The sequence below is a fragment of the Pseudomonas sp. G3-19 genome, assembly GCF_054855875.1.
On record NZ_JBMPIQ010000003.1, the window covers coordinates 670,058 to 696,006 of the forward strand.

2 protein-coding genes (1 of these 2 cut by a window edge) are annotated in these 25,949 nt (G+C 64.7%); both read left to right on the forward strand.

Annotated elements, in window-relative coordinates:
- Positions 1 to 13,020: an amino acid adenylation domain-containing protein gene (locus ACOYXI_RS03105; protein WP_461674287.1), complete on the forward strand. Its 13,020-nt coding sequence runs from the start codon at positions 1 to 3 to the stop codon at positions 13,018 to 13,020.
- Positions 13,017 to 25,949, forward strand: partial view of a non-ribosomal peptide synthase/polyketide synthase gene (locus ACOYXI_RS03110; RefSeq protein WP_461674288.1) — the 5' portion only. It continues 4,911 nt past the right edge of the window; only the first 12,933 of its 17,844 coding nucleotides appear in the window; it begins with the start codon at positions 13,017 to 13,019; its stop codon lies beyond the right edge, outside the window. Before ACOYXI_RS03105 ends, ACOYXI_RS03110 begins: the two co-directional genes overlap by 4 nt.

Below are 25,949 nucleotides of genomic sequence, written 5' to 3' on the forward strand. Positions count from 1 at the left end.
ATGCATTTCAGCGAACTGATGGCTGTTCTTTCCACCCATGCGATCCGCCTTCAACAGGAAGATGAAGACCTGGTCATTCTGGGCAGCGACGACGCGCTGGACGATGCGTTGTGGGACAGCCTCAGCGAACACAAGGCGCAGTTGCTGGAACTGGTCGCGCAAAACGGTGGCGACTGGCTGAGCCCGGCGTTTCGCATCACCCCGGACATGCTGCCGCTGGTGACTCTGGATCAGCCGACCATCGATCGCCTGGTCGCCAAAGTACCCGGCGGCGCCGCCAACCTGCAGGACATTTACCCGCTGGCGCCGCTGCAGGAAGGCATGCTCTATCTGCACCTGTCGGCGCCCGCCGGCGACCCGTACGTGTCGCAAGCGCGATTCGCCTTCGACAGCCGCGAACATCTCGAAGCCTTCGCCGAGGCGCTGCAATGGATGATCGAACGCCACGACATTCTGCGCACCTCGTTCGTCTGGGAACGCCTGGACGAACCGCTGCAAGTGGTGCAGCGGCAGGCTCGTCTGCACTGCGAAGAAATCGCCCTCGACCCGGGCTCGGATGTCCTGACGCAACTGCTGGAGCGCCACGACCCACGGTTCTTCCGCCTCGACATCCGGCAGGCGCCGCTGCTGCGTCTGGTGTACGCCATGGATCCGGCCAACGGGCGCGTGGTCGCGCTGTTGCTGTTTCATCACCTGATCATGGACCACGTCGCGCTCGACGTGGTGCGCCGTGAAACCCGCGCGCATCTGCTGGGCCAGACCGCGCAGGTCGGGCCGCCGGTGCCGTACCGTGATCACCTGGCCAAGGCGCGCATGGGCCTGGACGAAAAATCCCATGAAGGGTTTTTCCGCGAGATGCTCGCCGACATCGACGAGCCGACCTTGCCCTGTGGTCTGCAGGATGTGCAGGGCGATGGCCAAGGCATCGAAGAAGCCTTGCTGATGCTCGACACCGATTTCAGCCGGCAACTGCGCGGCCAGGCACGTCAGCTCGGCGTCAGTGTGGCGAGCCTGATGCACCTGGCGCTGGCGCGGGTGCTCGGCCAGTTGTCCGGGCGCACGGCTGTGGTGTTCGGCACTGTGCTGCTGGGGCGGATGGAGGCGGGCGAGGGCGGCGAACAGGCGCTGGGGATGTTCATCAACACATTGCCGCTGCGCGTGGATGTCGGGCAGGACGGCGTGCGTGCCGGGGTGCTGGCCACCCATCGACGCCTGACCGCGTTGCTCGGCCATGAACAGACCTCACTGGCCCTGGCCCAGCGTTGCAGCGCAGTGGCGGTGCCGACGCCGTTGTTCAGCGCGATCCTCAACTATCGCCACAGCAGCAGTGAAGAGATCGCCGAGGTCAGCGAACTGGCCCCCGGCGTGCAAGTGCTGGGCGCCCGCGAGCGCACCAACTACCCGCTGACGATCAACATCGACGACCTCGGCGAAGACTTGCGCATCACCGCGCTGGCGGATGCGGCGCTGGGTGCCGAACGCATCGCCGCTTACCTGCACACCGCGTTGCACAGCCTGCTGCAGGCCTTGCAATCGACCCCGGATGCACCGCTGCAACGCCTGAATACTCTGCCGGCGGCCGAGCGCGAATACCTGCTGCACGGGGTCAACTCGCCGTTGCCGCAGTTCCCGGAAACCCCTTTGATCCATCAGCAATTCGAAGCCCACGCGGCGGCACGCCCGGAGGCCGCAGCGCTGCTGTTCGAAGAGCAGACGCTGAGCTACGGCGAGCTCAACCGCCGCGCCAATCAGCTTGCGCATCACCTGCTGGCGCGGGGGATTCGTCCGGATCAGCGCGTGGCGATCTGCGTCGAGCGCGGCCCGCAGATGATCATCGGCCTGCTTGGTATCCTCAAGGCCGGCGCCGGTTACGTGCCGATCGACCCGGCCTATCCACTGGAGCGCATCGCTTACACCCTGGAGGACAGCGCCCCGGTGGCGGTGCTGACCCAGGCCGATACGCTGGATCGGGTTGGCGCGCTTGGCGTGCCGATCATCGATCTGGACAGCCTGCAGTTGCAGGCTGAACTCAGCAGCAATCCGCAGATTCCCGAGCTGACCCCAAATCATCTCGCCTACGTGATCTACACCTCCGGTTCCACCGGGTTGCCCAAAGGCGTGATGGTCGAACACCGCAACGTGGTGCGACTGTTTTCGGCGACCCACGACTGGTTCAACTTCAACCCGCAGGACGTGTGGGCGCTGTTCCATTCCTTCGCTTTCGACTTCTCGGTGTGGGAAATCTGGGGTGCACTGGCGTTCGGCGGACAATTGTTGCTGGTGCCGCAGGCCGTCAGCCGCTCGCCGGACGACTGCTACGCATTGCTGTGCCGTAGCGGCGTGACCGTACTCAATCAGACCCCGAGCGCCTTCCGCCAGTTGATCGCGGCGCAGGGCCGCAGCCCGTTGCAGCACTCGTTGCGCGAAGTGATTTTCGGCGGCGAAGCCCTGGAGCCGGGCCTGCTCAAACCGTGGTACGCGCGGGTCGGCAATGCCGGTACACGGTTGGTGAACATGTACGGCATCACCGAAACCACGGTGCACGTGACCTATCGGCCACTGGAGGCAGCGGACTCGCTACTGGTCGGGCGCAGCCCGATCGGTGTGGGCATTCCCGACCTGCAACTGTACGTGCTAGACGCGCAGCGCGAACCGGTGCCTGCCGGCGTGATCGGCGAGTTATACGTCGGTGGCGCCGGGGTTGCCCGCGGCTACCTCAACCGCGAGACGCTGACCGCCGAGCGCTTTATTGCCGACCCGTTCAGCGGCCGTGCCGAGGCGCGTCTGTACAAGACCGGTGACCTGGCGCGCTGGACCGCCGATGGCAGCCTCGAATACCTCGGTCGCAACGACGATCAAGTGAAGATCCGTGGTTTTCGCATCGAACTCGGTGAAATCGAAGCTCGCCTCGCCGCCTGCGCCGGTGTGCGTGAAGCGCTGGTGATTGCCCGCGAAGACAGCCCCGGTGACAAGCGTCTGGTGGCCTACTGGCTGGCCGCAGCAGGCATTGAGCCGAGCGCCGCGCAATTGCGCGACGAGTTGCTGCTGTCGCTGGCCGACTACATGGTGCCGAGCGCCTTTGTGCGCCTCGACGCCATACCGCTGACCACCAACGGCAAGCTTGATCGCAAAGCCTTGCCGCAACCGGACAGCGATGCGTTTGCCCGGCGCGGTTTCGAAGCGCCAGTGGGGGAAGTCGAAACCCTAATTGCCGGGATTTGGCAGACCCTGCTCGGTGTCGAGCAGGTCGGGCGGCATGACAATTTCTTCGAACTCGGCGGCCATTCGCTGTTGGCGGTGAAACTGATCGAGCGCATGCGCCAGCACGACTTGCAGTGCGACGTGCGCGTGCTGTTCGGTCAGCCAAGCGTCGCGGCGCTGGCGGCGACCTTGAGTCACAGTCACGCCCTGCGGGTGGCGGACAATCTGATTGCTGCCGATTGCACGCGCATCACCCCGGACATGTTGCCGCTGGCCACGCTGGATCAGGCGGCCATCGACCGTGTGGTCGCCACTGTGCCCGGCGGCGTTGCCAATGTGCAGGACATCTATGGTCTGGCACCGTTGCAGGCGGGGATTCTCTATCACCATCTGGCGACCAGCGCCGGTGACCCCTACGTGCTGCAGGCGCAATTCGCCTTCGCCGGTCTGGCGCAGATCAAGGCCTTCGTCCGTGCGTTGAATGCGGTGATCGAGCGCCACGATATTCTGCGCACCAGCGTGGTCTGGGAAAGCCTTGAAGAGCCGGTGCAAGTGGTCTGGCGCGAGGCGCCGCTGGCGCTGGAACGGGTCGATGCCGACTTGCTGGAGGGCGATGTGCTGGAGCAGATGCAGGCACGTTTCGATCCGCGGCACTACCGCCTCGACCTGCGCCGGGCGCCGCTGATGCGTCTGGCCTACACCGAAGACCGTGAACAACAGCGCTGGGTCGGCATCCTGTTGCTGCACCATATCGTCCTCGACCACACCGCACTGGAAGTGTTGCTGGCGGAAATGAACGACAGCCTGTACCCGAGCGGCGCCGATTTGCCGATGCCGATGCCGGTGCAGTACCGCAACTACGTGGCGCAGGCGCAGCAACAGGCCAATGCCGAGGCGCATGAAGCGTTCTTCCGCGACATGCTCGGCGACATCGACGAGCCGACCGTGGCCTTCGGTGTGCAGGACGTACATGGCGACGGCAGCAGCATCGTCGACAGCGAGCAGGCGCTGGATTCGAGCGTGGCCCAGCGCTTGCGCGAGCAGGCGCGCCGCCTCGGCATCAGCGCCGCCAGTCTGGTGCACCAGGCCTGGGGCCAGGTGCTGGCGCAGGTTTCGGGGCGCGAAGAGGTGGTGTTCGGCACCGTGCTGCTCGGGCGCATGCAGGGTGGCGAGGGCGCCGATCGCGCACTCGGCATGTTCATCAACACCTTGCCGTTGCGGGTCAGTGTTGGCGCTACCTCGGTAGAGCAAGGCGTGCGCGCTACTCATGAGCGTCTGGCGCAACTGCTGGCGCATGAGCAGGCCTCGCTGTCGCTGGCCCAGCGTTGCAGCGGTGTTGCCGCGTCGCTGCCGCTGTTCAGCAGCTTGCTCAACTATCGCCACAGCGCGGCGGAACCGACAGGCGTGGCCTGGGACGGGATCGAGATTCTCAGCTCGCGCGAGCGCAGCAACTATCCGCTGGTGGTCAGCGTCGACGACCTCGGCACCGGTTTCCGCCTGAGCGTGCAAGCGGTGCCGCAAGTGGATGGCGCGCGGGTCTGCGATTACCTGCAAACCGCGCTGCACAACTTGCTGACCGCTCTGGAGCACTCGCCAGCAACGTCGCTGCGGCAGATCTCGGTGCTGTCACCGAGTGAACGCCAGCGGGTCCTGGTCGGCTTTAACATCAGCGGTCGCGACTACCCGCCGGCGCAAACCGTGCAGCATTTGGTCGAGGCCCAGGCCGCCGCGCACCCCGAGGCTTTGGCGGCGGTGCAAGGTGCGCAGCAGTTGCGCTATGGCGAACTCAATCAGCGGGCCAATCGCCTGGCGCATCACCTGATCGGCCTTGGCGTGCAGCCCGATGACCGGGTCGCCCTGTGCGCCCGGCGCAGCCCGGACATGCTGGTGGCGCTGCTGGCGATCCTCAAAGCCGGCGCCGGTTATGTGCCGGTCGATCCGGCGTATCCGCCGGAACGCATCGCCTATCTGTTGCAGGACTGCGCCCCGGTGGCGGTGGTGGCGCAGGCGTCGACTCGCGATCTGCTCGGTGGCGTGCCGGTCATCGATCTGGACAACGACCTCTGGCAGCACCTGTCGGATGCCAATCCGCAGGTGCCGGCATTAACCCCGAACCATCTGGCTTACGTGATCTACACCTCCGGCTCCACCGGTCAACCGAAAGGGGTGATGGTCGAGCATGCGACCCTGGAAAACCTTGTGTACTGGCACGCTGAAGCCTTTGATTTGGAGGCCGGCAGCCAGACCGCGAGTGTCGCCGGCTTCGGTTTCGATGCCATGGCCTGGGAAGTCTGGCCGGCACTGTGTGTTGGCGCGACCTTGCACCTGCCGCCGCAGTCGATCCGCAATGAACATCTGGACGAGCTGCTCGACTGGTGGTGCGCGCAGCCGTTGCAGGTCAGCTTCTTGCCGACGCCGGTGGCCGAATTCGCGTTCAGCCGGCAATTGCAGCACCCGACCTTGCGTACGCTGCTGATCGGTGGCGACAGACTGCGTCAGTTCAGTCGCCAGCAAACCTTCGCAGTGATCAACAACTATGGCCCGACCGAAGCGACGGTGGTCGCCACCTCGGGGCGGGTAGAGCTTGACCAGCCGTTGCATATCGGCCGCCCTATCGCCAATGCCAAAGTCTACGTGCTGGACGCTGAGCAGTGCCCGGTGCCTGTGGGTGTGGCAGGCGAGTTGTATGTTGGCGGGGCCGGCGTGGCGCGTGGTTATCTGAATCGCCCCGAGCTGAGCGCTGCGCAGTTCCTCTTCGATCCGTTCAGCGACGAGCCGCAGGCACGCATGTACCGCACCGGCGATCAGGCGCGTTGGCTGGCCGACGGCAACATCGAGTACCTGGGGCGCAACGACGATCAGGTCAAATTGCGTGGCGTGCGTATCGAACTCGGTGAAATCGAAGCCGCGCTCGGCAGCCACGCTGCGCTGCAGGAAGCGGTGGTGCTGGTCCGCGACGGACGGCTGATTGCCTGGTTCACCGAGCGCACGGCGGTCGATATTCAACAGTTGCACTCGCATTTACAGGCTCGCTTGCCGGATGCGCTGTTGCCGGCGGCTTACGTGCGGCTGGACGCATTGCCGCTGACCGCTAACGGCAAGATCGACCGCAAGGCCTTGCCGGAGCCGGAACAGGGCGCATGGCTCAGCCGCGAATATGAAGCGCCACAAGGTGCCGTGGAAAACGCGCTGGCGCAGATCTGGATCGACGTGCTGAAAGTCGAGCGGGTCGGGCGTCACGACAACTTCTTCGAATTGGGCGGGCATTCGCTGTTGGCGGTGAGCCTGATCGAACGCATGCGCCAGATTGACCTTGCGGCCGACGTGCGCGTGCTGTTCAATCAGCCGACCCTGGCCGCACTCGCCGCCGCCGTCGGCAGCGGTCGCGAAATCGAGGTGCCAGCCAATCGCATCCCGTCGGGCTGCACCCGCATCACCCCGGACATGCTCAGCCTGACTGAACTCGATCAGGCCAGCATCGAGCGCATCGTCGCCACCGTGCCGGGCGGGGCTGCCAACGTGCAGGACATCTATCCGCTGGCACCGTTGCAGGAAGGCATTCTTTATCACCACTTGAGCGCCGAACAGGGCGATCCGTACCTGCTGCAATCGCGGCTGATCTTCGACAGCGTCGAGCGCCTGCGCACGTTCAGCCAAGCCTTGCAGCAGGTCATCGCGCGCCACGACATTCTGCGCACCAGTGTGGTCTGGGAAGGGCTGGCGAGTCCGCAGCAAGTGGTCTGGCGTCAGGCGCCGCTGGTGGTGCAAGCGGTGGCGCTGGACCCGGCGCAGGGCGACGTTCTCGAACAGTTGCACGCGCGGTTCGATGCCCGGCACAACCGCCTCGACCTGAGTCAGGCGCCGCTGATGCGTATCGTCTATGCCGAAGACCCGGCGCAACAACGTGTGGTAGCGATCATCCTGTTCCAGCACTTGATTCTCGACCACACCGCCATGGAGGTGGTGGGCCAGGAAATGCGCGCGTTCATGTTCAATCAGGCCGACAGCCTCGGCACGCCGATGCCGTACCGCAACTACGTGGCGCAGGCGCGTCTGGGCGCCAGCGAGCAGGAGCACGAAACGTTCTTCCGCGACATGCTCGGCGATATCGACGAACCGACCTTGCCGTTCGGTCTGCATGACGTGCAAGGCGATGGCGGCAACATTGAAGAGGCGCAGCAAGCCGTCGATGCCGGGTTGACCCTGCGTCTGCGTGAACAGGCGCGGCAGTTGGGTGTCAGTCCGGCGAGCTTGATGCACCTGGCCTGGGCGCAGGTGCTGGGCGTGCTTGCCAACCGCCGCGACGTGGTGTTCGGCACGGTGCTGTTGGGGCGTTTGCAGGGCGGTGAGGGCGCGGATCGCACCCTCGGCGTGTTCATCAATACCTTGCCGCTGCGGGTGGATGTCAGCGAAGGCGTGCGCGCTGCGGTCAAGACTACCCACGCACGGCTGACCGCGTTGCTGGCCCATGAACACGCGCCATTGGCGCTGGCCCAGCGTTGCAGCGCGGTGTCCGGGGCGCCGCTGTTCAGCGCACTGCTCAACTACCGGCATACCGCTGCCGAAGCGCAGCCGCATGACGGTCAGGGCATCTGGGAAGGCGTGCAATTGCTTGGCGGCGAAGAGCGCAGCAACTATCCGCTGACCCTCAGCGTCGACGATCTCGGCGAAGACTTTTCCCTGTCCGTGCTGGCGTTGGCGCAGATCGGCGCGCAACGGATCTGCGGCTACATGCACACCGCGCTGGAGCATCTGGTGCACGCGCTGGAACAGGCGCCGCAACGTCCGCTCAACCGCTTGCCGATTCTTGCGGTCGAGGAATACGAGCGCTTGCTGGTCGGTTTCAACCCGACTGCGGCAGCCTACCCGCGCGGTGCAACGATTCAGGCGCTGGTGCAAGCGCAGGCCGAGCAGCAGCCGCAGGCATTGGCGGTGGTGCAGGGCACGCAGCAACTGACCTATGCGCAACTCAATCAGCAGGCCAATCGCCTGGCGCATCACTTGCTCGGCCTCGGCGTGCAACCGGACGACCGGATTGCCGTGTGCCTGCAACGCGGCCCGCAGATGCTGGTGGCGCTGCTGGCGATTCTCAAGGCCGGCGCCGGTTACGTGCCAATCGACCCGGCGTACCCGGCCGAACGCATCGCCTACCTGCTGCAGGACAGCGATCCGGTGGCGGTGCTGGCGCAGGGCTCGACCCGCGAGTTGCTGGGCCGGGTGCCGGTGATCGATCTGGACAACGCCCTCTGGCAACACCTGCCGGCTACCAATCCGCAACTGCCAACGCTGACCCCGGCGCATCTGGCCTACGTGATCTACACCTCGGGTTCGACCGGTCAGCCGAAAGGCGTGATGGTCGAACACGCAACCCTGGAAAACCTTGTGCACTGGCACTGTGAGGCGTTCGACCTGCGCGCCGGCAGCCACACCGCCAGCGTCGCCGGTTGCGGTTTCGACGCGATGGCCTGGGAGGTCTGGCCGGCGCTGTGTGTCGGCGCGACCCTGCACCTGCCGCCGCCGTCGATCAGCAACGAACACCTGGATGAACTGCTCGACTGGTGGCGCGCGCAGCCGTTGCAAGTGAGCTTCCTGCCGACGCCGATTGCCGAATACGCCTTCAGTCGTGAGTTGGGTCACCCGACCTTGCGCACGCTGTTGATCGGTGGCGACAAGTTGCGCCAGTTCTCGCGTGGGCAGACGTTCGACGTCATCAACAACTACGGCCCGACCGAGGCCACGGTGGTTGCGACTTCCGGTCAAATCCATGCCGGGCAATTGCTGCACATCGGCCGGCCCATCAGCAACGCCAGGATCTACCTGCTCGATGAACAGCAACGTCCGGTGCCGGTTGGCGTGGCGGGCGAGCTGTACGTCGGTGGCGCGGGTGTGGCCCGTGGTTATCTGAACCGTCCCGAGCTGACCGCCGAACGCTTCCTCGAAGACCCGTTCAGTGACGAGCCACAGGCGCGCATGTACCGCACCGGCGACCTCGCGCGCTGGTTGGCCGACGGCAATATCGAGTACCTGGGGCGTAACGACGATCAGGTCAAACTGCGCGGCGTGCGGGTGGAACTGGGGGAAATCGAAGCTGCGCTGTCCAGCCATCCAGCGGTGCAGGACTCGGTGGTGCTGGTACGCGAGGCGCGGTTGATCGCCTGGTTCACTGCGCGCGCAGCGGTCGATATCGAAGAGCTGCGTGCGCATCTGCAAGCGCGTCTGCCACAGGCACTGGTGCCGGCAGCTTACGTGCGGCTTGAGGCGCTGCCGCTGACCGCCAACGGCAAACTCGACCGCAAGGCCTTGCCAGAACCGGATCAGGACGCCTGGCTCAGCCGCGAATACGCAGCCCCGCAAGGGCCGGTGGAAACCGCGCTGGCGCAGGTCTGGGCCGAGGTGCTGCAAGTCGAACAGGTCGGTCGTCACGACAACTTCTTTGAACTGGGCGGACATTCGCTGCTGGCGGTGACCCTGATCGAGCGCATGCGTCAGCTCGGCCTGAGCACCGACGTGCGCGTGCTGTTCAGCCAGCCAACCCTCGCCGCGCTGGCGGCCGCCGTCGGCAGCGGTCGCGAAGTCGCGGTGCCGGTCAATCTGATTCCACTCGGTTGCACGCACATCACGCCAGACATGCTGACCCTGCTGCAACTGGATCAGCAGAGCATCGAGCGGATCGTTGCAACGGTGCCGGGCGGTGCCGCCAACGTGCAGGACATCTATCCGCTGGCGCCGTTGCAGGAAGGCATTCTTTATCACCACCTGAGCGCCGGGCAGGGCGATCCATACCTGCTGCAATCGCGCCTGGCATTCGATAGCCTTGAACGCTTGCAGGCCTTTGCCGCCGCGCTGCGCCAGGTCATGACACGTCACGACATTCTGCGCAGCGGAGTGGTCTGGGAAGGGTTGTCGACGCCGGTGCAAGTGGTCTGGCGCGAAGCTCAACTGCCGGTGCAGGAAGTCGCACTCGACCCGGCCGCCGGTGATGTTCTGGCGCAGTTGTATGAGCGCTTCGACGCGCGGCATTACCGCATCGACCTCAGTCAGGCGCCGTTGATTCGCCTGGTCTATGCACAAGACCCGGCCAATGATCGAGTGGTCGCCATGCTGCTGTTCCATCACATCGCCATGGATCACACGGCGCTGGAAGTGGTGCAGCAGGAACTGCAGGCGCTGCTCTTCGGTCACGGCGAAGCCCTGATCCCCGCCGTGCCGTATCGCAACTACGTGGCGCAGACCCGGTTGGGCGTCAGCGAGCAGGAGCATGAAGCGTTCTTCCGCACGATGCTCGGCGAGATCGATGAGCCGACGCTGCCGTTCGGTCTGCTGGATGTGCACGGTGACGGCCATGACATCGAAGAAGTCCGTCAGCGCGTGCCGGAAGTCTTGGCGCAGCGCTTGCGCAGCCAGGCGCGGCAGCTGGGCGTGAGCGTCGCGAGCCTGTTCCATCTGGCATTTGCCCAGGTATTGGCGGCGACTTCCGGACATGAGCGCGTGGTGTTCGGCACCGTGCTGCTGGGGCGGATGCAGGGCGGTACCGGTGCTGATCGCGGTCTGGGAATGTTCATCAATACGCTGCCGCTGCGGGTGGATCTGGGTGATGTTCCGGTGCGTGCCGGGGTGCGCGCCACCCATGCGCAACTGACCGCATTGCTCGGCCATGAACATGCGTCACTGGCATTGGCCCAGCGTTGCAGCGGGGTGGCGGCGCCGTCGCCGCTGTTCAGCGCCATGCTCAACTACCGGCACAGCGTCAGCGCGGAACAGTTGCAAGCCAATCGCCTGGCCTGGCAAGGCATCGAAAACCTGTCCAGCGAGGAGCGCACCAACTATCCGCTGAGCTTCAACGTCGATGACCTGGGCCAGGGCTTTGACCTTACGGCAATGACCCCTTCACAGATTGGCGCGGCGCGGGTGTGTGGCTACATGCAGCAGGCGTTGGCGGGGCTGGTCGAAGCGCTGGAGCAGACACCGCAGCAGGCCCTGAATCGCCTGCCGGTGCTGGCGGATGCCGAGCGCCAGCAGTTGCTGTTCGGCCTCAATGCCACGGACGTCGATTACGACCTTGAGCAGACCATTCATGGCTTGTTTGAAGCGCAAGTGGCGCGTTCGCCTTGGGCACCCGCGGTGGTTGCTGATGAACAGCAACTGAGCTACGCCGAACTCAACGCCCGGGCCAATCAACTGGCGCGGCACCTGCGTGAATTGGGTGTAGGGCCGGATGCGCGGGTGGCTATCTGCGTCGAGCGCGGTCTGGACATGGTGGTCGGGCTGCTGGCGATCCTCAAGGCTGGCGGCGGTTATGTGCCACTGGACCCGGCGTATCCGCTGGAACGACTGGCCTACATGCTGGAGGACAGCGCGCCGCTGGCGGTGCTGGTGCAGGGAACGACGCGCTCGTTACTCGGTGACGTTGGCGTGCCGGTGATCGACCTGGATCAGCCGCATTGGCAAGCGCTGCCGCCAGACAATCTTGCGATAGCCGAACTGGCCCCGCAGCACACCGCGTACGTGATCTACACCTCCGGTTCCACTGGCCAACCGAAAGGCGTGATCAACGAACACAGCGGGGTAGTCAACCGCCTGCTGTGGATGCAGGACGCCTATCAACTCACCGCCAGCGACACGGTGTTGCAGAAGACCCCGTTCAGCTTCGACGTCTCGGTCTGGGAGTTCTTCTGGCCGCTGATGACCGGCGCCCGACTGGTCATGGCCCGGCCCGAGGGACACAAGGACCCGCTGTATCTCAGCGACATCATCGAACGCGAACACATCACCACGCTGCACTTTGTCCCGTCGATGCTCGACGTGTTCCTCGCTCACTCCGACACCGCACGTTGCAGCAGTCTGCGGCAAGTCATGTGCAGCGGCGAAGCCCTGCCGGGCAGTGTGGTGCGGCGCTTCAAACAGCAACTGCCGGGCAGCCAATTGCACAACCTTTACGGCCCGACCGAAGCCGCGGTGGACGTGACCGCGTGGAACTGCGCCGGTCCACTGGAAAGCACCCCGGACAACACGCCGATCGGCAAACCGATTGCCAACACCCGCATGTACATCCTCGATGCCCAGCAACAACCGGTGCCGCACGGCGTGGTTGGTGAGTTGTACATCGGTGGCGTGCAGGTGGCGCGCGGTTATCTGAATCGCCCGGAGCTGAACGCCGAGCGCTTCCTCAACGATCCGTTCCAGAACAATGGGCGGATGTACCGCACCGGCGATGTCGCGCGTTACCTGCCGGACGGCAACATTGAATACCTCGGCCGTAACGATGATCAGGTGAAGATCCGTGGCTTGCGCATCGAACTCGGCGAGATTCAGGCACGCCTGACCCAGATCGACGGCATTCAGGAAGCCGCCGTGCTCGCCCGCGAAGACGCATCCGGCGACAAGCGTCTGGTGGCGTACTACACCGGGGCACGCCTGGAAATCGACGTGCTGCGCAGTCATCTGCTGGAAAACCTGCCGGACTACATGGTGCCCGCGCTGTTCGTGCATCTCGATGCACTGCCGCTGAGCCCCAACGGCAAACTCGACCGCAAGGCGCTGCCGGCGCCGGATCAGGCCGCATTGCCGGTGCGCGAATACGAAGCCCCGGTGGGCGACGTCGAAATCACCCTCGCACGGCTCTGGGCCGAGTTGCTCAACGTCGAGCGGGTAGGGCGCCACGATCATTTCTTTGAACTGGGTGGTCACTCGCTGCTGGCGGTCAGTCTGATCGGCCGGCTGCGTCAGGAAGGCATGGAAGCCGATGTCAGGTCGCTGTTCGAACATCCGACCTTGGCAGGCTACGCCGCAATTACCGAACGAATGGAGATCGTCCTGTGAACGTGATCGAACTGTTGGCCACATTGAAGGCTAAAGATATCCAGCTGGCGGTCGCGGACGACCAATTGCGGGTCAATGGCAACAAGCAGGCGTTGAACGACCCGGCGTTGCTGGCGCTGTTGCGCGAGCACAAACCGGCGCTGATCGAGCTGATCAAGGCCGGGCAGTACTCGGCCAGCAAGCACGGCCAGGTCGAGGTGCCGGCCAACGGCATCGCCTCGGATACCACGCGCATCACCCCGGCGATGCTGACGCTGGTCGAACTCGACCAGGCGACCATCGACCACCTCGTCGCACAAGTCCCTGGCGGCGCGGCCAACGTGCAGGACATCTACCCGCTGGCGCCGCTGCAGGAAGGCATCCTGTATCACCACGTGAGTGGCGGTGACGGTGATCCGTATGTCATGCAATCGCATTTCGCCTTTGCCAGCCGCGAGCGTTTTCAGGCGTTTGCTCAAGCGCTGCAAGCGGTGATCGATCGGCATGACATTCTGCGCACCGCTGTGCATTGGGCAGGGCTGGATGCGCCGGTGCAGGTGGTCTGGCGTCGGGCCGAACTGCCAGTGGAAGAGGTGACGTTGCCTGATGCAAATGGCGACGTGCTGGCGTATCTGCATGAGCGTTTCGACGCCCGGCACTTCCGCCTCGACGTTACCCTGGCGCCACTGATGCGTCTGGCCCACGCCTGGGATGAAGCCGGGCAACGGGTGATCGCCACGCTGTTGTTCCATCACATGGCGCTCGACCACTCGGCCCTCGACGTGGTGCGCCACGAAATGCGCGCCTGCCTCACCGGGCAGCGTGAACGGCTCGGGCGCCCGGTGCCGTTTCGCAACTACGTGGCGCAGGCGCGTCTGGGCGTCAGCGAGGCCGAGCACGAGGCGTTCTTCCGCGAGATGCTCAGCGACATCGACGAACCGACGCTGCCTTACGGCCTGCAGGACGTGCAGGGTGACGGCAGCGAAATCGTCGAACTCAGCGTGCCGGTCGCGGCGCTATTGGGCCAGCGTCTGCGGGCGCAGGCGCGGTCGCTCGGCGTCAGTGTCGCCAGCCTGTTCCACCTCGGCTGGGCGCAGGTGCTGGCCGCGCTGACCGGCAAGCAGCAAGTGGTGTTCGGCACCGTGCTGATGGGCCGCATGCAGGGCGCCGAAGCGATTGACCGGGCGCTGGGGATTTTCATCAACACCTTGCCGTTGCGGGTGAACATCGACGGGCAGGACGTGCGCGCGGCGGTCAACGCCACCCACGCCCGGTTGACCACGCTGATGCGGCACGAACACGCACCGCTGGCCCTGGCTCAGCGCTGCAGTCACGTGGTGGCGCCGACGCCGCTGTTCAGCACACTGCTCAATTATCGCCACAGCCACAACGTCGCCACCGCCAGCGCCGAAACCCTCGCGGCGTGGGACGGTATCTCCACGTTGCACTCCGAAGAGCGCAGCAACTATCCGCTGACCCTGAGTGTCGATGACCTCGGTGATGCCTTCAGCCTGACCCTGCTGGCGAGCACCCAGACCGATCCGCAGCGCATCTGCGATTACCTGCACTGCGCGCTGGAAAACCTCGTGCTCGGGCTGGAGCAGGCGCCGCAGACACCGATCAACCAACTGCCGATTCTGCCGGCGGCAGAGCTTGAACAGGTGCTGCTCGGCTTCAATGCCACCCATGTGGATTTCCCGACGGCACAGACCATCCAGCAGCGTTTCGAGGCGCAGGTGGCCGAGCAGCCTGAGGCGCTGGCGGCAGTGTTTGCCGACGTGCAACTGACCTACGCCGAACTCAATCAACAAGCCAATGCCTTGGCGCAGCACCTGATCGGCTTGGGTGTGAAGCCGGATGATCGCGTGGCGATCGTTGCCCGCCGTGGGCTGGACACCCTGGTCGGGCTGGTGGCGATCCTCAAGGCCGGCGCCGGTTACGTGCCGATTGACCCGGCGCACCCGGCGGAGCGCTTGAACTACCTGCTCGACGACAGCGCGCCAGTCGCCGTACTGACCCAAAGTCATCTGCGCGAGCGACTGCCGGCGCTAAGCGTGCCGGTGCTCGACCTCGATCACTGCAACTGGCCGCAGGGCGTGACCCATAATCCGCGCGTTCCCGGCCTGAGTACCGAAAACCTGGCCTACGTGATCTACACCTCCGGCTCCACCGGCCTGCCCAAGGGTGTGATGGTCGAGCATCACACCTTGAGCAATCTGGTCGACTGGCACTGCACCGCGTTCGACCTCTGCGCCGGACGTCACACCTCAAGCCTCGCCGGTTTCGGCTTCGATGCGATGGCTTGGGAAGTCTGGCCGGCGCTCTGCGCGGGCGCGACCCTGCATCTGGCGCCGACTCACGAGGGCGGCGAAGACATCGATGCCTTGCTCGCGTGGTGGTGCGCGCAGCCGCTGGACGTGAGCTTCCTGCCGACCCCGGTGGCCGAATACGCCTTCAGCCAGAACCTCGAACACCCGACCCTGCGCACGTTGCTGATCGGCGGCGACCGCTTGCGTCAGTTCAATCGCAACCAGCATTTCGACGTGATCAACAACTACGGCCCGACCGAGGCCACAGTGGTCGCGACCTCAGGTCTGGTGCAAAGCGGCGACGCGCTGCACATCGGCAAACCGCTGAGCAACGCCACGGTGTACCTGCTCGACGAACAACAGCGCCCGGTGCCGCTTGGCGTGGCGGGCGAGTTGTACGTTGGCGGTGCCGGGGTCGCCCGTGGCTACCTGAATCGCCCGGACATGACTGCCGAACGCTTTCTGCGTGACCCGTTCAGCCGCGCGCCGAACGCGCGGATGTACCGCACCGGCGACCTTGCACGCTGGCGCGAGGACGGCAACATCGAGTACCTGGGACGCAACGACGATCAAGTGAAAATCCGTGGCGTGCGCATCGAGCTGGGCGAGATCGAAACCTGCCTCAACCAGTTGCCGGGGATTCAGGAAGCGGTACTGCTGGCCCGCGAAGATCAACCCGGTCAGCCGCGACTGGTGGCCTACTTCACCGAGCAGGCGCAGGTCGAAGCGCTGCCGGTGGGCGAGTTGCGCGCGCAATTGCTCAGCCGTTTGCCGGAGTACATGGTGCCGACCGCGTTCGTCAAACTCGCCGCGCTGCCGCTGACCGCCAACGGCAAAGTCGACCGCAAGGCCTTGCCGGCGCCGGATCTGGCGGCGCTGTTCACCCGCGAGTACGCGGCGCCCGAAGGCGAGGTGGAAACCGCGCTGGCGCAGATCTGGGCCGACGTGCTGCAGATCGAGCGGGTCGGGCGGCAGGATCACTTTTTCGAACTCGGCGGGCATTCGTTGCTGGCAATGCGCATGGTCTCGCAAGTGCGCCAGCGCCTGGGTGTCGAGCTGGCGCTGAGCGATCTGTTTGCCAACGCCGAACTGGCGGCTGTCGCGGCAGTGCTGAACGAGGCCGGACGCTGTGCGCAACCGCAGATCGTGCCGGTCCCGCGTGACGGCGCGTTGCCGCTGTCGTTCGCCCAACAACGCCTGTGGTTCCTCGCGCAAATGGAAGGCGCCAACACCGCCTACAACATTCCCGTGGCCCTGCGGCTGCGTGGCCGTCTCGACGACGCGGCGCTGCAACGCGCACTGGCACGGATCGTCGCCCGGCACGAAACCCTGCGCAGTCGCTTTGCGCAATTCAACGACGAAGCGCAAGTGCTGATTGCCCCGGTGGACACCGGTCTGCTGCTGCGTGTCGAGGACCTGCGCCAGCACCCGCAACCCGAGGAAACCTTGCAAGCGCTGATTCAGGGCGAAGCCTCCGGGCCGTTCGACTTGCAGGACGATCCGTTGATTCGCGGGCGACTGGTGCGGTTGGCGGATGATCACCATGTGCTGTTGCTGACCCTGCACCACATCATCTCTGACGGTTGGTCGATGGGCGTTTTGACCCGCGAACTGATGGCGCTGTATCAGGCGTTCAGTCACGGTCAGCCGGATCCATTGCCGCCGCTGGCGCTGCAATACACCGACTACGCGGTGTGGCAGCGGCGCTGGCTCAGCGGCGAGGTGCTGCAACGCCAGAGCGAATACTGGCAACAGAACCTGGCCGGCGCCCCGGCGCTGCTGATGCTGCCGACCGATCGGCTGCGCCCGGCGCAGCAGGACTATGCCGGCAGCAGTGTCGCCGTCGTGCTCGACGAGCGCCTTAGCGCCGGGCTCAAAGCCTTGGGCCAGCGCCACGGCGTGACCCTGTACATGACGCTGATGAGTGCCTGGGCGATGCTGCTCAGTCGCTTGTCCGGGCAGGCGGAAGTGGTGATCGGTTCGCCGGTGGCCAACCGCACCCGCGCCGAAATCGAAGGCCTGATCGGCATGTTCGTCAACACCCTGGCGCTGCGCATCGACACCTCCGGCGAGCTGAGCGTCGAAGCGCTGCTGGCGCGGGTCAAGGCGCAAACCCTGCAAGCGCAGGCGCATCAGGATCTACCGTTCGAGCAAGTGGTGGAAATCACCCGGCCGGTGCGCAGCCTGGCGCACAGCCCGTTGTTCCAGACCTTGCTCAGTTGGGATGGCCTCGAAAGCCCGGCGCTGGCCCTCGGTGAACTGACGCTGGAAGGCGTGGCCGAGCCGAGCCACTTTGCCAAGTTCGACCTGTCGCTGAGCCTCAGTGAGTCCAACGGCAGCATTCGCGGATCGCTGGAATACGCCACGGCGTTGTTTGACCAGAGCACGGTCGAGCGCTTCACCGGTTACTTCCTGCGCCTGTTGCAGGCGATGGTCGCCAACGATCAGGCGCTGCTGGAACAGGCGCCGCTGCTGGAGCCGGAAGAAGAGCAGCGTTTGCTGGTCGAGTTCAATGCCACGGCGGTCGATTACAACCTTGAGCAGACCATTCACGGCTTGTTCGAGGCGCAAGTGGCGCGCTCGCCGCTGGCACCAGCGGTGGTCGCGGGTGAGCAGCAACTGAGCTACACCGAACTCAACGCCCGAGCCAATCAACTGGCGCGGCACCTGCGTGATTTGGGCGTAGGGCCGGATGCGCGGGTGGCGATCTGCGTCGAACGCGGTCTGGACATGGTGGTCGGGCTGTTGGCGATCCTTAAGGCCGGCAGCGGTTATGTGCCGCTGGACCCGGCGTATCCGCTAGAGCGTCTGGCTTACATGCTGGAAGACAGCACGCCGCTGGCGGTGCTGGTGCAGGGTGCGACGCGTTCGTTGCTCGGCGAAGTCGCAGTGCCGCTGATCGACCTGGATCAGCCGCATTGGCAAGCGCTGCCGACAGACAATCTATCGCTCGCTGAACTGACTCCGCAGCACACCGCCTACGTGATCTACACCTCCGGTTCCACCGGCCAACCGAAAGGCGTGATCAACGAACATCGCGGGGTGGTCAACCGCCTGCTGTGGATGCAGGACTCCTATCAACTGACGTCGGCCGACAACGTATTGCAGAAGACCCCGTTCAGCTTCGACGTCTCGGTCTGGGAGTTCTTCTGGCCGTTGATGACTGGCGCACGTCTGGTCATGGCCCGACCTGAAGGGCACAAGGATCCGCAATACCTCAGCGAAATCATCGAACGCGAACACATCACCACGTTGCACTTTGTCCCGTCGATGCTCGATGTATTTCTCGCTCATGCTGACACCGCGCGTTGCGCCAGCCTGCGGCAAGTCATGTGCAGCGGCGAAGCGTTGCCGGGCAGCGTGGTGCGGCGTTTCAAGCAGCAACTGCCGGGCAGCCAATTGCACAACCTCTACGGCCCGACCGAAGCCGCGGTGGACGTGACCGCGTGGAATTGTGCCGGGCCGCTGGAACAAACGCCAGACAACACGCCGATCGGCAAACCGATCGCCAACACCCGGATGTACATCCTCGATGCCCAGCAGCAACCGGTGCCGCACGGCGTGGTCGGCGAGCTGTACATCGGTGGCGTGCAGGTGGCGCGTGGTTATCTGAATCGCCCGGAACTGAACGCCGAGCGCTTCCTCAATGATCCGTTCCAGAGCAATGGGCGGATGTACCGCACCGGCGACGTCGCGCGTTATCTACCGGACGGCAACATTGAATACCTCGGCCGTAACGATGATCAGGTGAAGATCCGTGGCCTGCGCATCGAACTCGGTGAAATCCAGGCACGTCTGACCCAGATCGACGGCATTCAGGAAGCCGCTGTACTGGCCCGCGAAGACGTGCCGGGGGACAAGCGTCTGGTGGCGTACTACACCGGCGCACCGCTGGAAGTCGAAACGCTGCGCAGCCATCTGCTGGAAAACTTGCCGGACTACATGGTGCCCGCACTGTTCGTGCATCTCGATGCATTGCCGCTGAGCCCCAACGGCAAACTTGACCGCAAGGCGCTGCCGGCCCCGGATCAGGCGGCGCTGACCGCCCGTGAATACGAAGCCCCGGTCGGCGAAGTGGAAACCGCGCTCGCGCAGCTCTGGGCTGAATTGCTCAAGATTGAGCGGGTAGGGCGCCACGACCATTTCTTCGAACTCGGTGGTCACTCGCTGCTGGCGGTGAATCTGGTGGCGCGGATGCGCCGTGCCGGCCTGAGCGCCGACATTCGCGTGCTGTTCAACCAGCCGACCCTCGCCGCGCTGGCCGCTGCCGTGGGCGGTGAACCGGAAGCCGAAGTCCCGGCCAACCTCATCCCGGCGGACTGCACGCGCATCACTCCCGAGTTGTTGCCACTGGTGGCGCTCGACCAGCCGAGCATCGACCGCATCGTCGCCAGCATCCCCGGCGGCGTGGCCAACGTGCAGGATATTTACCCGTTGGCGCCGTTGCAGACCGGCATCCTCTTTCATCACCTGTCCGCCGCCCAGGGCGATCCGTATGTGTTGCAGGCGCAGTTCGCGTTTGCCGATGAGCAACGCCTGAACAGCTTCACCCAAGCCTTGCAGAACGTAATCCAGCGCCACGACATCCTGCGCACTTCGTTGTTCTGGGACGGACTGCAAGACCCGGTGCAAGTGGTCTGGCGTGAGGCGCCGCTGGCGTGCGAATACCTGGAACTGCATGACGCGGACGGCGATGTACTGGAGCAATTGCGCCAACGCTTCGACGCTGCGCAATACCGCATGGCCGTCAATCAGGCGCCACTGATGCGCGTGGTGCACGCCTGGGACGCCGCCAATCAACGTGTGGTGGCGTTGCTGCTGTTCCATCACCTGGTGATGGACCACGTGGCACTGGAGGTGCTGCAACACGAAATGCAGGCGTTCCTCAGCGGCCAGCCGCAACGTCTGGCCGAGCCGGTGCCGTATCGCAATTATGTGGCGCACAGCCGTGGCGCAATCAGTGATCAGGCGCATGAAGCGTTCTTCCGCGAAATGCTCGGTGACATCAGCGAACCGAGCGCGCCGTACGGCCAGCAGAGCATTGCCGAGGGCCACGCCGCAGAAGCACGACGGGTACTCGACCTCGATCTGAGTCAGCGCGTCAGGGCCAAGGCCCGGCGTCTGGGGATCAGCGCCGCGAGCCTGATGCATCTGGCCTGGGCGCAGGTGCTGGGAAAACTCTCCGGGCGAGACGCGGTGGTGTTCGGCACCGTGTTGCTGGGGCGGTTGCAGGCGGGCGAGGGCGCCGAACGCGCGCTGGGGGTGTTCATCAACACCTTGCCGCTGCGCGTCGATCTCGGGCAACGCTCGGCGCAGGAAGCCGCGCTCGCCACCCACCAACAGTTGAACGCGCTGCTGCAACATGAGCATGCGCAATTGGCGCTGGCCCAGCGTTGCAGTGGTATGCCCGCCGGCACGCCGTTATTCAGCACGCTGTTCAACTATCGCCACAGCGCAACTGCCGGCACGCCTTCCCCGGAGGCGGCGAACGCGTGGCAAGGCATGCAGTTGCTCAATACCCAGGAGCACACCAATTACCAGTTGAGCGTGAGTGTCGATGACCTCGGCGAAGGTTTCGGCTTCACCGCACTGGCCGCTCCCGGCATTGATCCCGCACGCATCTGCGAGTACCTGCAACGGGCGGTGAGCAACCTGCTGCAGGCACTGGAACAGACACCGCAACTGAGCATTGATCAAGTGTCGATTCTGGCGCCGGACGAACGCCGGCAATTGCTGGTCGAGTTCAATGCCACCGAGCGGGAATACCCGCGTGCGCTGACCGTGCACGCATTATTCGAAAGGCAAATGGCGGCAGATCCACACGCCATCGCTGTGGTGCATGGCGGGCAAATGTCGAGTTATGCCGATTTGAATGATCGGGCCAACCGTTTGGCCCACTACCTGATCGCTCAAGGCGCAAAGCCGGGCGCTCATGTGGCGATCCTGCTGCCGCGCTCGCGGGAGCTGTTGGTCGCGCAGCTGGCGATTGCCAAGTGTGCGGCGGCTTATGTGCCGCTGGACATCAACGCGCCGAGCGAGCGCCAGGCGTTCATGCTTGAGGACAGCCGCGCCGTGGCGTTGCTGACACTCAGCAGCGAAGAGATCGACTACGCCGCGCCGCGCATCGACCTCGACCGGCTCAAGCTCAGCGGTCAGTCGACGCACAATCCGAATCTGGCGCAAAGCTCGGACGCGCTGGCGTACATCATGTACACCTCCGGTTCCACCGGTACGCCGAAGGGTGTGATGGTGCCGCACCGTGGCATCGCTCGTCTGGTGCTGAACAACGGCTACGCCGATTTCAACCCGCAGGATCGCGTGGCGTTTGCGTCCAACCCGGCGTTCGACGCCAGCACCATGGACATCTGGGGGCCGCTGCTCAACGGCGGACGCGTGGTGGTGATCGATCACCAGACCCTGCTGGATCCGAACGCATTCGGTCGCGAATTGAGCGCCAGCGGCGCGACAATCCTGTTTGTCACCACGGCGCTGTTCAACCAGTACGTGCAACTGATTCCGCAGGCCTTGAAAGGCTTGCGCATGGTTCTGTGCGGCGGTGAACGCGGCGATCCGGCAAGCTTCCGCCGCTTGCGGGCCGAGGCGCCGCAGCTGCGCATCGTGCATTGCTACGGCCCGACCGAAACCACCACTTACGCCACCACGTTTGAAGTGCACGAAGTGGCGGAAAATGCCGAAAGCGTGCCAATTGGCGGGCCTATCTCCAACACCCAGGTGTATGTGCTCGACGCGCATCAGCAACCGGTGCCGATGGGCGTGACCGGCGAGTTGTACATCGGCGGGCAGGGCGTGGCCCTCGGTTACTTGAACCGTGCCGATCTGACGGCGGAAAAATTCCTGCCCGATCCGTTCAGCGACCGTCCGGGCGCGTTGCTCTACCGCACTGGCGACCTCGTGCGCTGGCTGGCGCCGGGGCAGCTCGATTGCATCGGGCGCAATGACGATCAGGTGAAAATTCGTGGTTTCCGCATCGAACTCGGTGAGATCGAAAATCGTCTGCTGAGCTATCCGGGGATCAACGAAGCGGTGGTGCTCGCCCGGCGCGATGGTCAGGAACCGCTGCGGCTGGTGGCCTACTACACCGCGCACGACAGCACGCTGGAACTGGCTGACCTGCGTGAGCATTTGCAGACGCAATTGCCGGAATACATGGTGCCGAGTGCCTGGGTGCAGCTCGATACCTTGCCGCTGAACAACAACGGCAAAGTCGATCGCAAAGCCTTGCCCGAACCGGATGCTGCGGCGTTGTTCACCCGTGAATACGTTGCGCCGCAAGGTGAACTGGAAACCGCGCTGGCGCAGATCTGGGCCGAAACCCTGCAAGTCGAGCCGATCGGCCGCCATGACCACTTCTTCGAACTCGGCGGTCATTCGTTGCTGGCGATGCGCATGTTGTCGCAGGTGCGCCAGCGTCTCGGCGTTGAATTGCCCTTGAGCGAATTGTTTGCCGACCCGCATCTCAGCGCCGTGGCCGAGGTGCTGAACCGCGCCGGGCGCAGCACGCTGCCGGAGATCTTGCCGGCGGCGCCTGAGCAAGCACTGCCGCTGTCCTTCGCCCAGCAACGCCTGTGGTTCCTCGCGCAAATGGACGGCGGCAATTCGGCGTACAACATTCCGCTTGGCCTGCACCTGCGCGGGCAGCTCGATGTCGAAGCTTTGCAGCGCGCGCTGACGCAGATCGTTGCGCGGCACGAAACGCTGCGCAGCCGTTTCGTCAGCGTCGACGATCAGGCGCAGGTGACGATTGCACCGGTCGATAGCGGCCTGCTGCTGCAGGTGGAGGACCTGCGCCAGGTTCCACAGGCCGAAGCCACGGTGCAGGCACTGCTCGCGCAGGAAGCCGTGACTGCCTTTGATCTGCAGCACGATCCACTGATTCGCGGACGCCTGCTGCGTCTGGCTGACGAGCACCATGTGCTGTTGCTGACCGTGCATCACATCGTCGCCGACGGTTGGTCGATGGGTGTGCTGACCCGTGAGCTGATGGCGCTGTATCAGGCCTTCAGTCACGGTCAGCCGGATCCATTGCCGCCACTTGCGCTGCAATACGGCGACTACGCCGTGTGGCAGCGGCGCTGGCTCAGCGGTGAAGTGCTGCAGCGGCAGAGCGATTACTGGCAGCAGACCCTCGACGGCGCGCCGGCCTTGCTGACCCTGCCCACCGACCGTCCGCGTCCGCCACAACAGGACTTTGCCGGCAGCAGCGTCGAAGTACGCCTGGATGAGCAACTAAGTGCCGGGCTAAGAGCCTTGAGTCAGCGTCACGGCGTGACCCTGTTCATGACCCTGATGAGTGCCTGGTCGCTGTTGCTGAGTCGTCTGTCTGGGCAGTCCGACGTGGTGATCGGCTCGCCGGTGGCCAACCGCACCCGCGCTGAGATCGAAGGCCTGATCGGCATGTTCGTCAACACCCTGGCGCTGCGCATCGACACCTCGGGTGAACCGAGCGTTGCCACGCTGCTGGCGCGGGTCAAGGCGCGCACGCTGGAGGCGCAGGCGCATCAGGATCTGCCGTTCGAGCACGTGGTGGAAATCGCCCGGCCGGCGCGCAGTCTGGCGCACAGCCCTTTGTTCCAGAGCACGCTGAGCTGGGACAGCAGCGTCGGCCCGCACCTGGCGCTGGGCGATCTGCGCCTCGAAGGGGTGGCCGCGCCGGGCCGGGTGGCCAAGTTCGACCTGACTTTGACCCTGGGTGAGGTCAACGGGGTGATTCGCGGTTCGCTGGAATACGCCACGGCGTTGTTCGATCAAGCGACCGTCGAGCGTTATGTCGGCTACTTGCAGCGCCTGCTGGCGGCGATGGTCAGCGATGAGCTGACAGTCCTGGAGCGGGTGCAATTACTCGCCGAGTCTGAGCGTCAGCGCTTGCTGTACGACTTCAACGCCACGGCGCGCGAGTATCCGCAAACGCTGACCGTACACGGGATTTTCCAGCAACAGGCAGCGGCGCATCCCAAAGCGGTGGCGGCGGTGCATGGCGAGCATTCGCTGAGCTACTTTGAGCTGAACGCCCAGGCCAACCGTCTGGCGCATCACTTGATCAGCCACGGCGTGCAGCCCGGCGACCACGTGGCGATCCTGTTGCCGCGTTCGCTGGAATTGCTGGTGGCGCAACTGGCGATTGCCAAGTGCGCGGCGGCCTATGTGCCGCTGGACATCAACGCGCCAAGCGAGCGGCAGGCGTTCATGGTCGAGGACTGTCACGCGGCGGCGTTGCTGACCCTCAGCAGTGAAGTCATCGACTACGCTGCGCCACGCATCGACCTCGACCGCTTGACCCTCAGCGGCCAACCGACGCACAACCCGAATCTGGCGCAGTCCTCGGAGTCGCTGGCGTACATCATGTACACCTCCGGCTCCACCGGCACCCCGAAAGGCGTGATGGTGCCGCACCGCGCCATCGGCCGCCTGGTGCTGAACAACGGTTATGCCGATTTCAATGCGCAGGACCGCGTGGTGTTCGCCTCCAACCCGGCGTTCGACGCCAGCACCATGGACATCTGGGGACCGCTGCTCAACGGCGGGCGCGTGCTGGTGATGGATCACCAGACCCTGCTTGATCCGAACGCCTTTGGCCGCGAGTTGAGCGTCTCCGGGGCGACCGTGCTGTTCGTCACCACTGCGCTGTTCAACCAATACGTGCAACTGATTCCGCAGGCGCTGAAAGGCTTGCGCATTCTGCTGTGCGGCGGTGAGCGCGGCGACCCGGCGGCGTTCCGTCGACTGCTGGCCGAGGCGCCAAAGTTACGCATCGTGCACTGCTACGGCCCGACCGAAACCACCACTTACGCCACCACCTTCGAAGTGCGTGAAGTGGCGGAAAACGCCGAGAGCGTGCCGATTGGCGGGCCGATCTCCAACACCCAGGTGTATGTGCTCGACGCGCATCAGCAACCGGTGCCGATGGGCGTGACCGGCGAGTTGTACATCGGCGGGCAGGGCGTGGCGCTGGGTTACCTGAACCGCGCCGATCTGACCGCCGAGAAGTTCCTGCGCGATCCGTTCAGCGAGCAGCCGGGTGCGTTGCTGTATCGCACCGGCGACCTCGCACGCTGGCTGGCCCCGGGGCAGCTCGATTGCATCGGGCGCAATGACGATCAGGTGAAGATTCGCGGTTTCCGTATCGAGTTGGGCGAAATCGAAAACCGCCTGCTCAACTGCCAAGGGATCAAGGAAGCGGTGGTGCTGGCGCGCCGCGATGGTCAGGACATCACGCGTCTGGTGGCCTACTACACCGCGCACGCCGGCCGTCTGGACAGCGCGGATCTGCACGCGCAGTTGCTGGCGCGACTGCCGGAATACATGGTGCCGACCGCCTGGGTACAACTGGATGTACTGCCGTTGAACAACAACGGCAAGGTCGACCGCAAGGCGCTGCCGGCACCGACGCAGGCAGCGCTGCTCAGCCGGGTGTATGTGGCGCCGATCTCGGCGCTGGAAGACCATTTGGCGCGGATCTGGGCTGGCTTGTTGCAGCTCGAACAGGTCGGTCGTCACGACAACTTCTTCGAACTGGGCGGGCATTCGTTGCTGGCGATGCGCATGCTGTCGCAGGTGCGCCAGCAGTTGGGCGTCGAGCTGACACTCGCCGAGTTGTTCGCCAATCCCGAGCTGGCCGCTGTC

What these genes read in the sequence shown, in the direction of transcription:
- ACOYXI_RS03105 (WP_461674287.1), top strand. Translation starts at nt 1, where the DNA reads ATGCATTTCAGCGAACTGATGGCTGTTCTTTCCACCCATGCGATCCGC.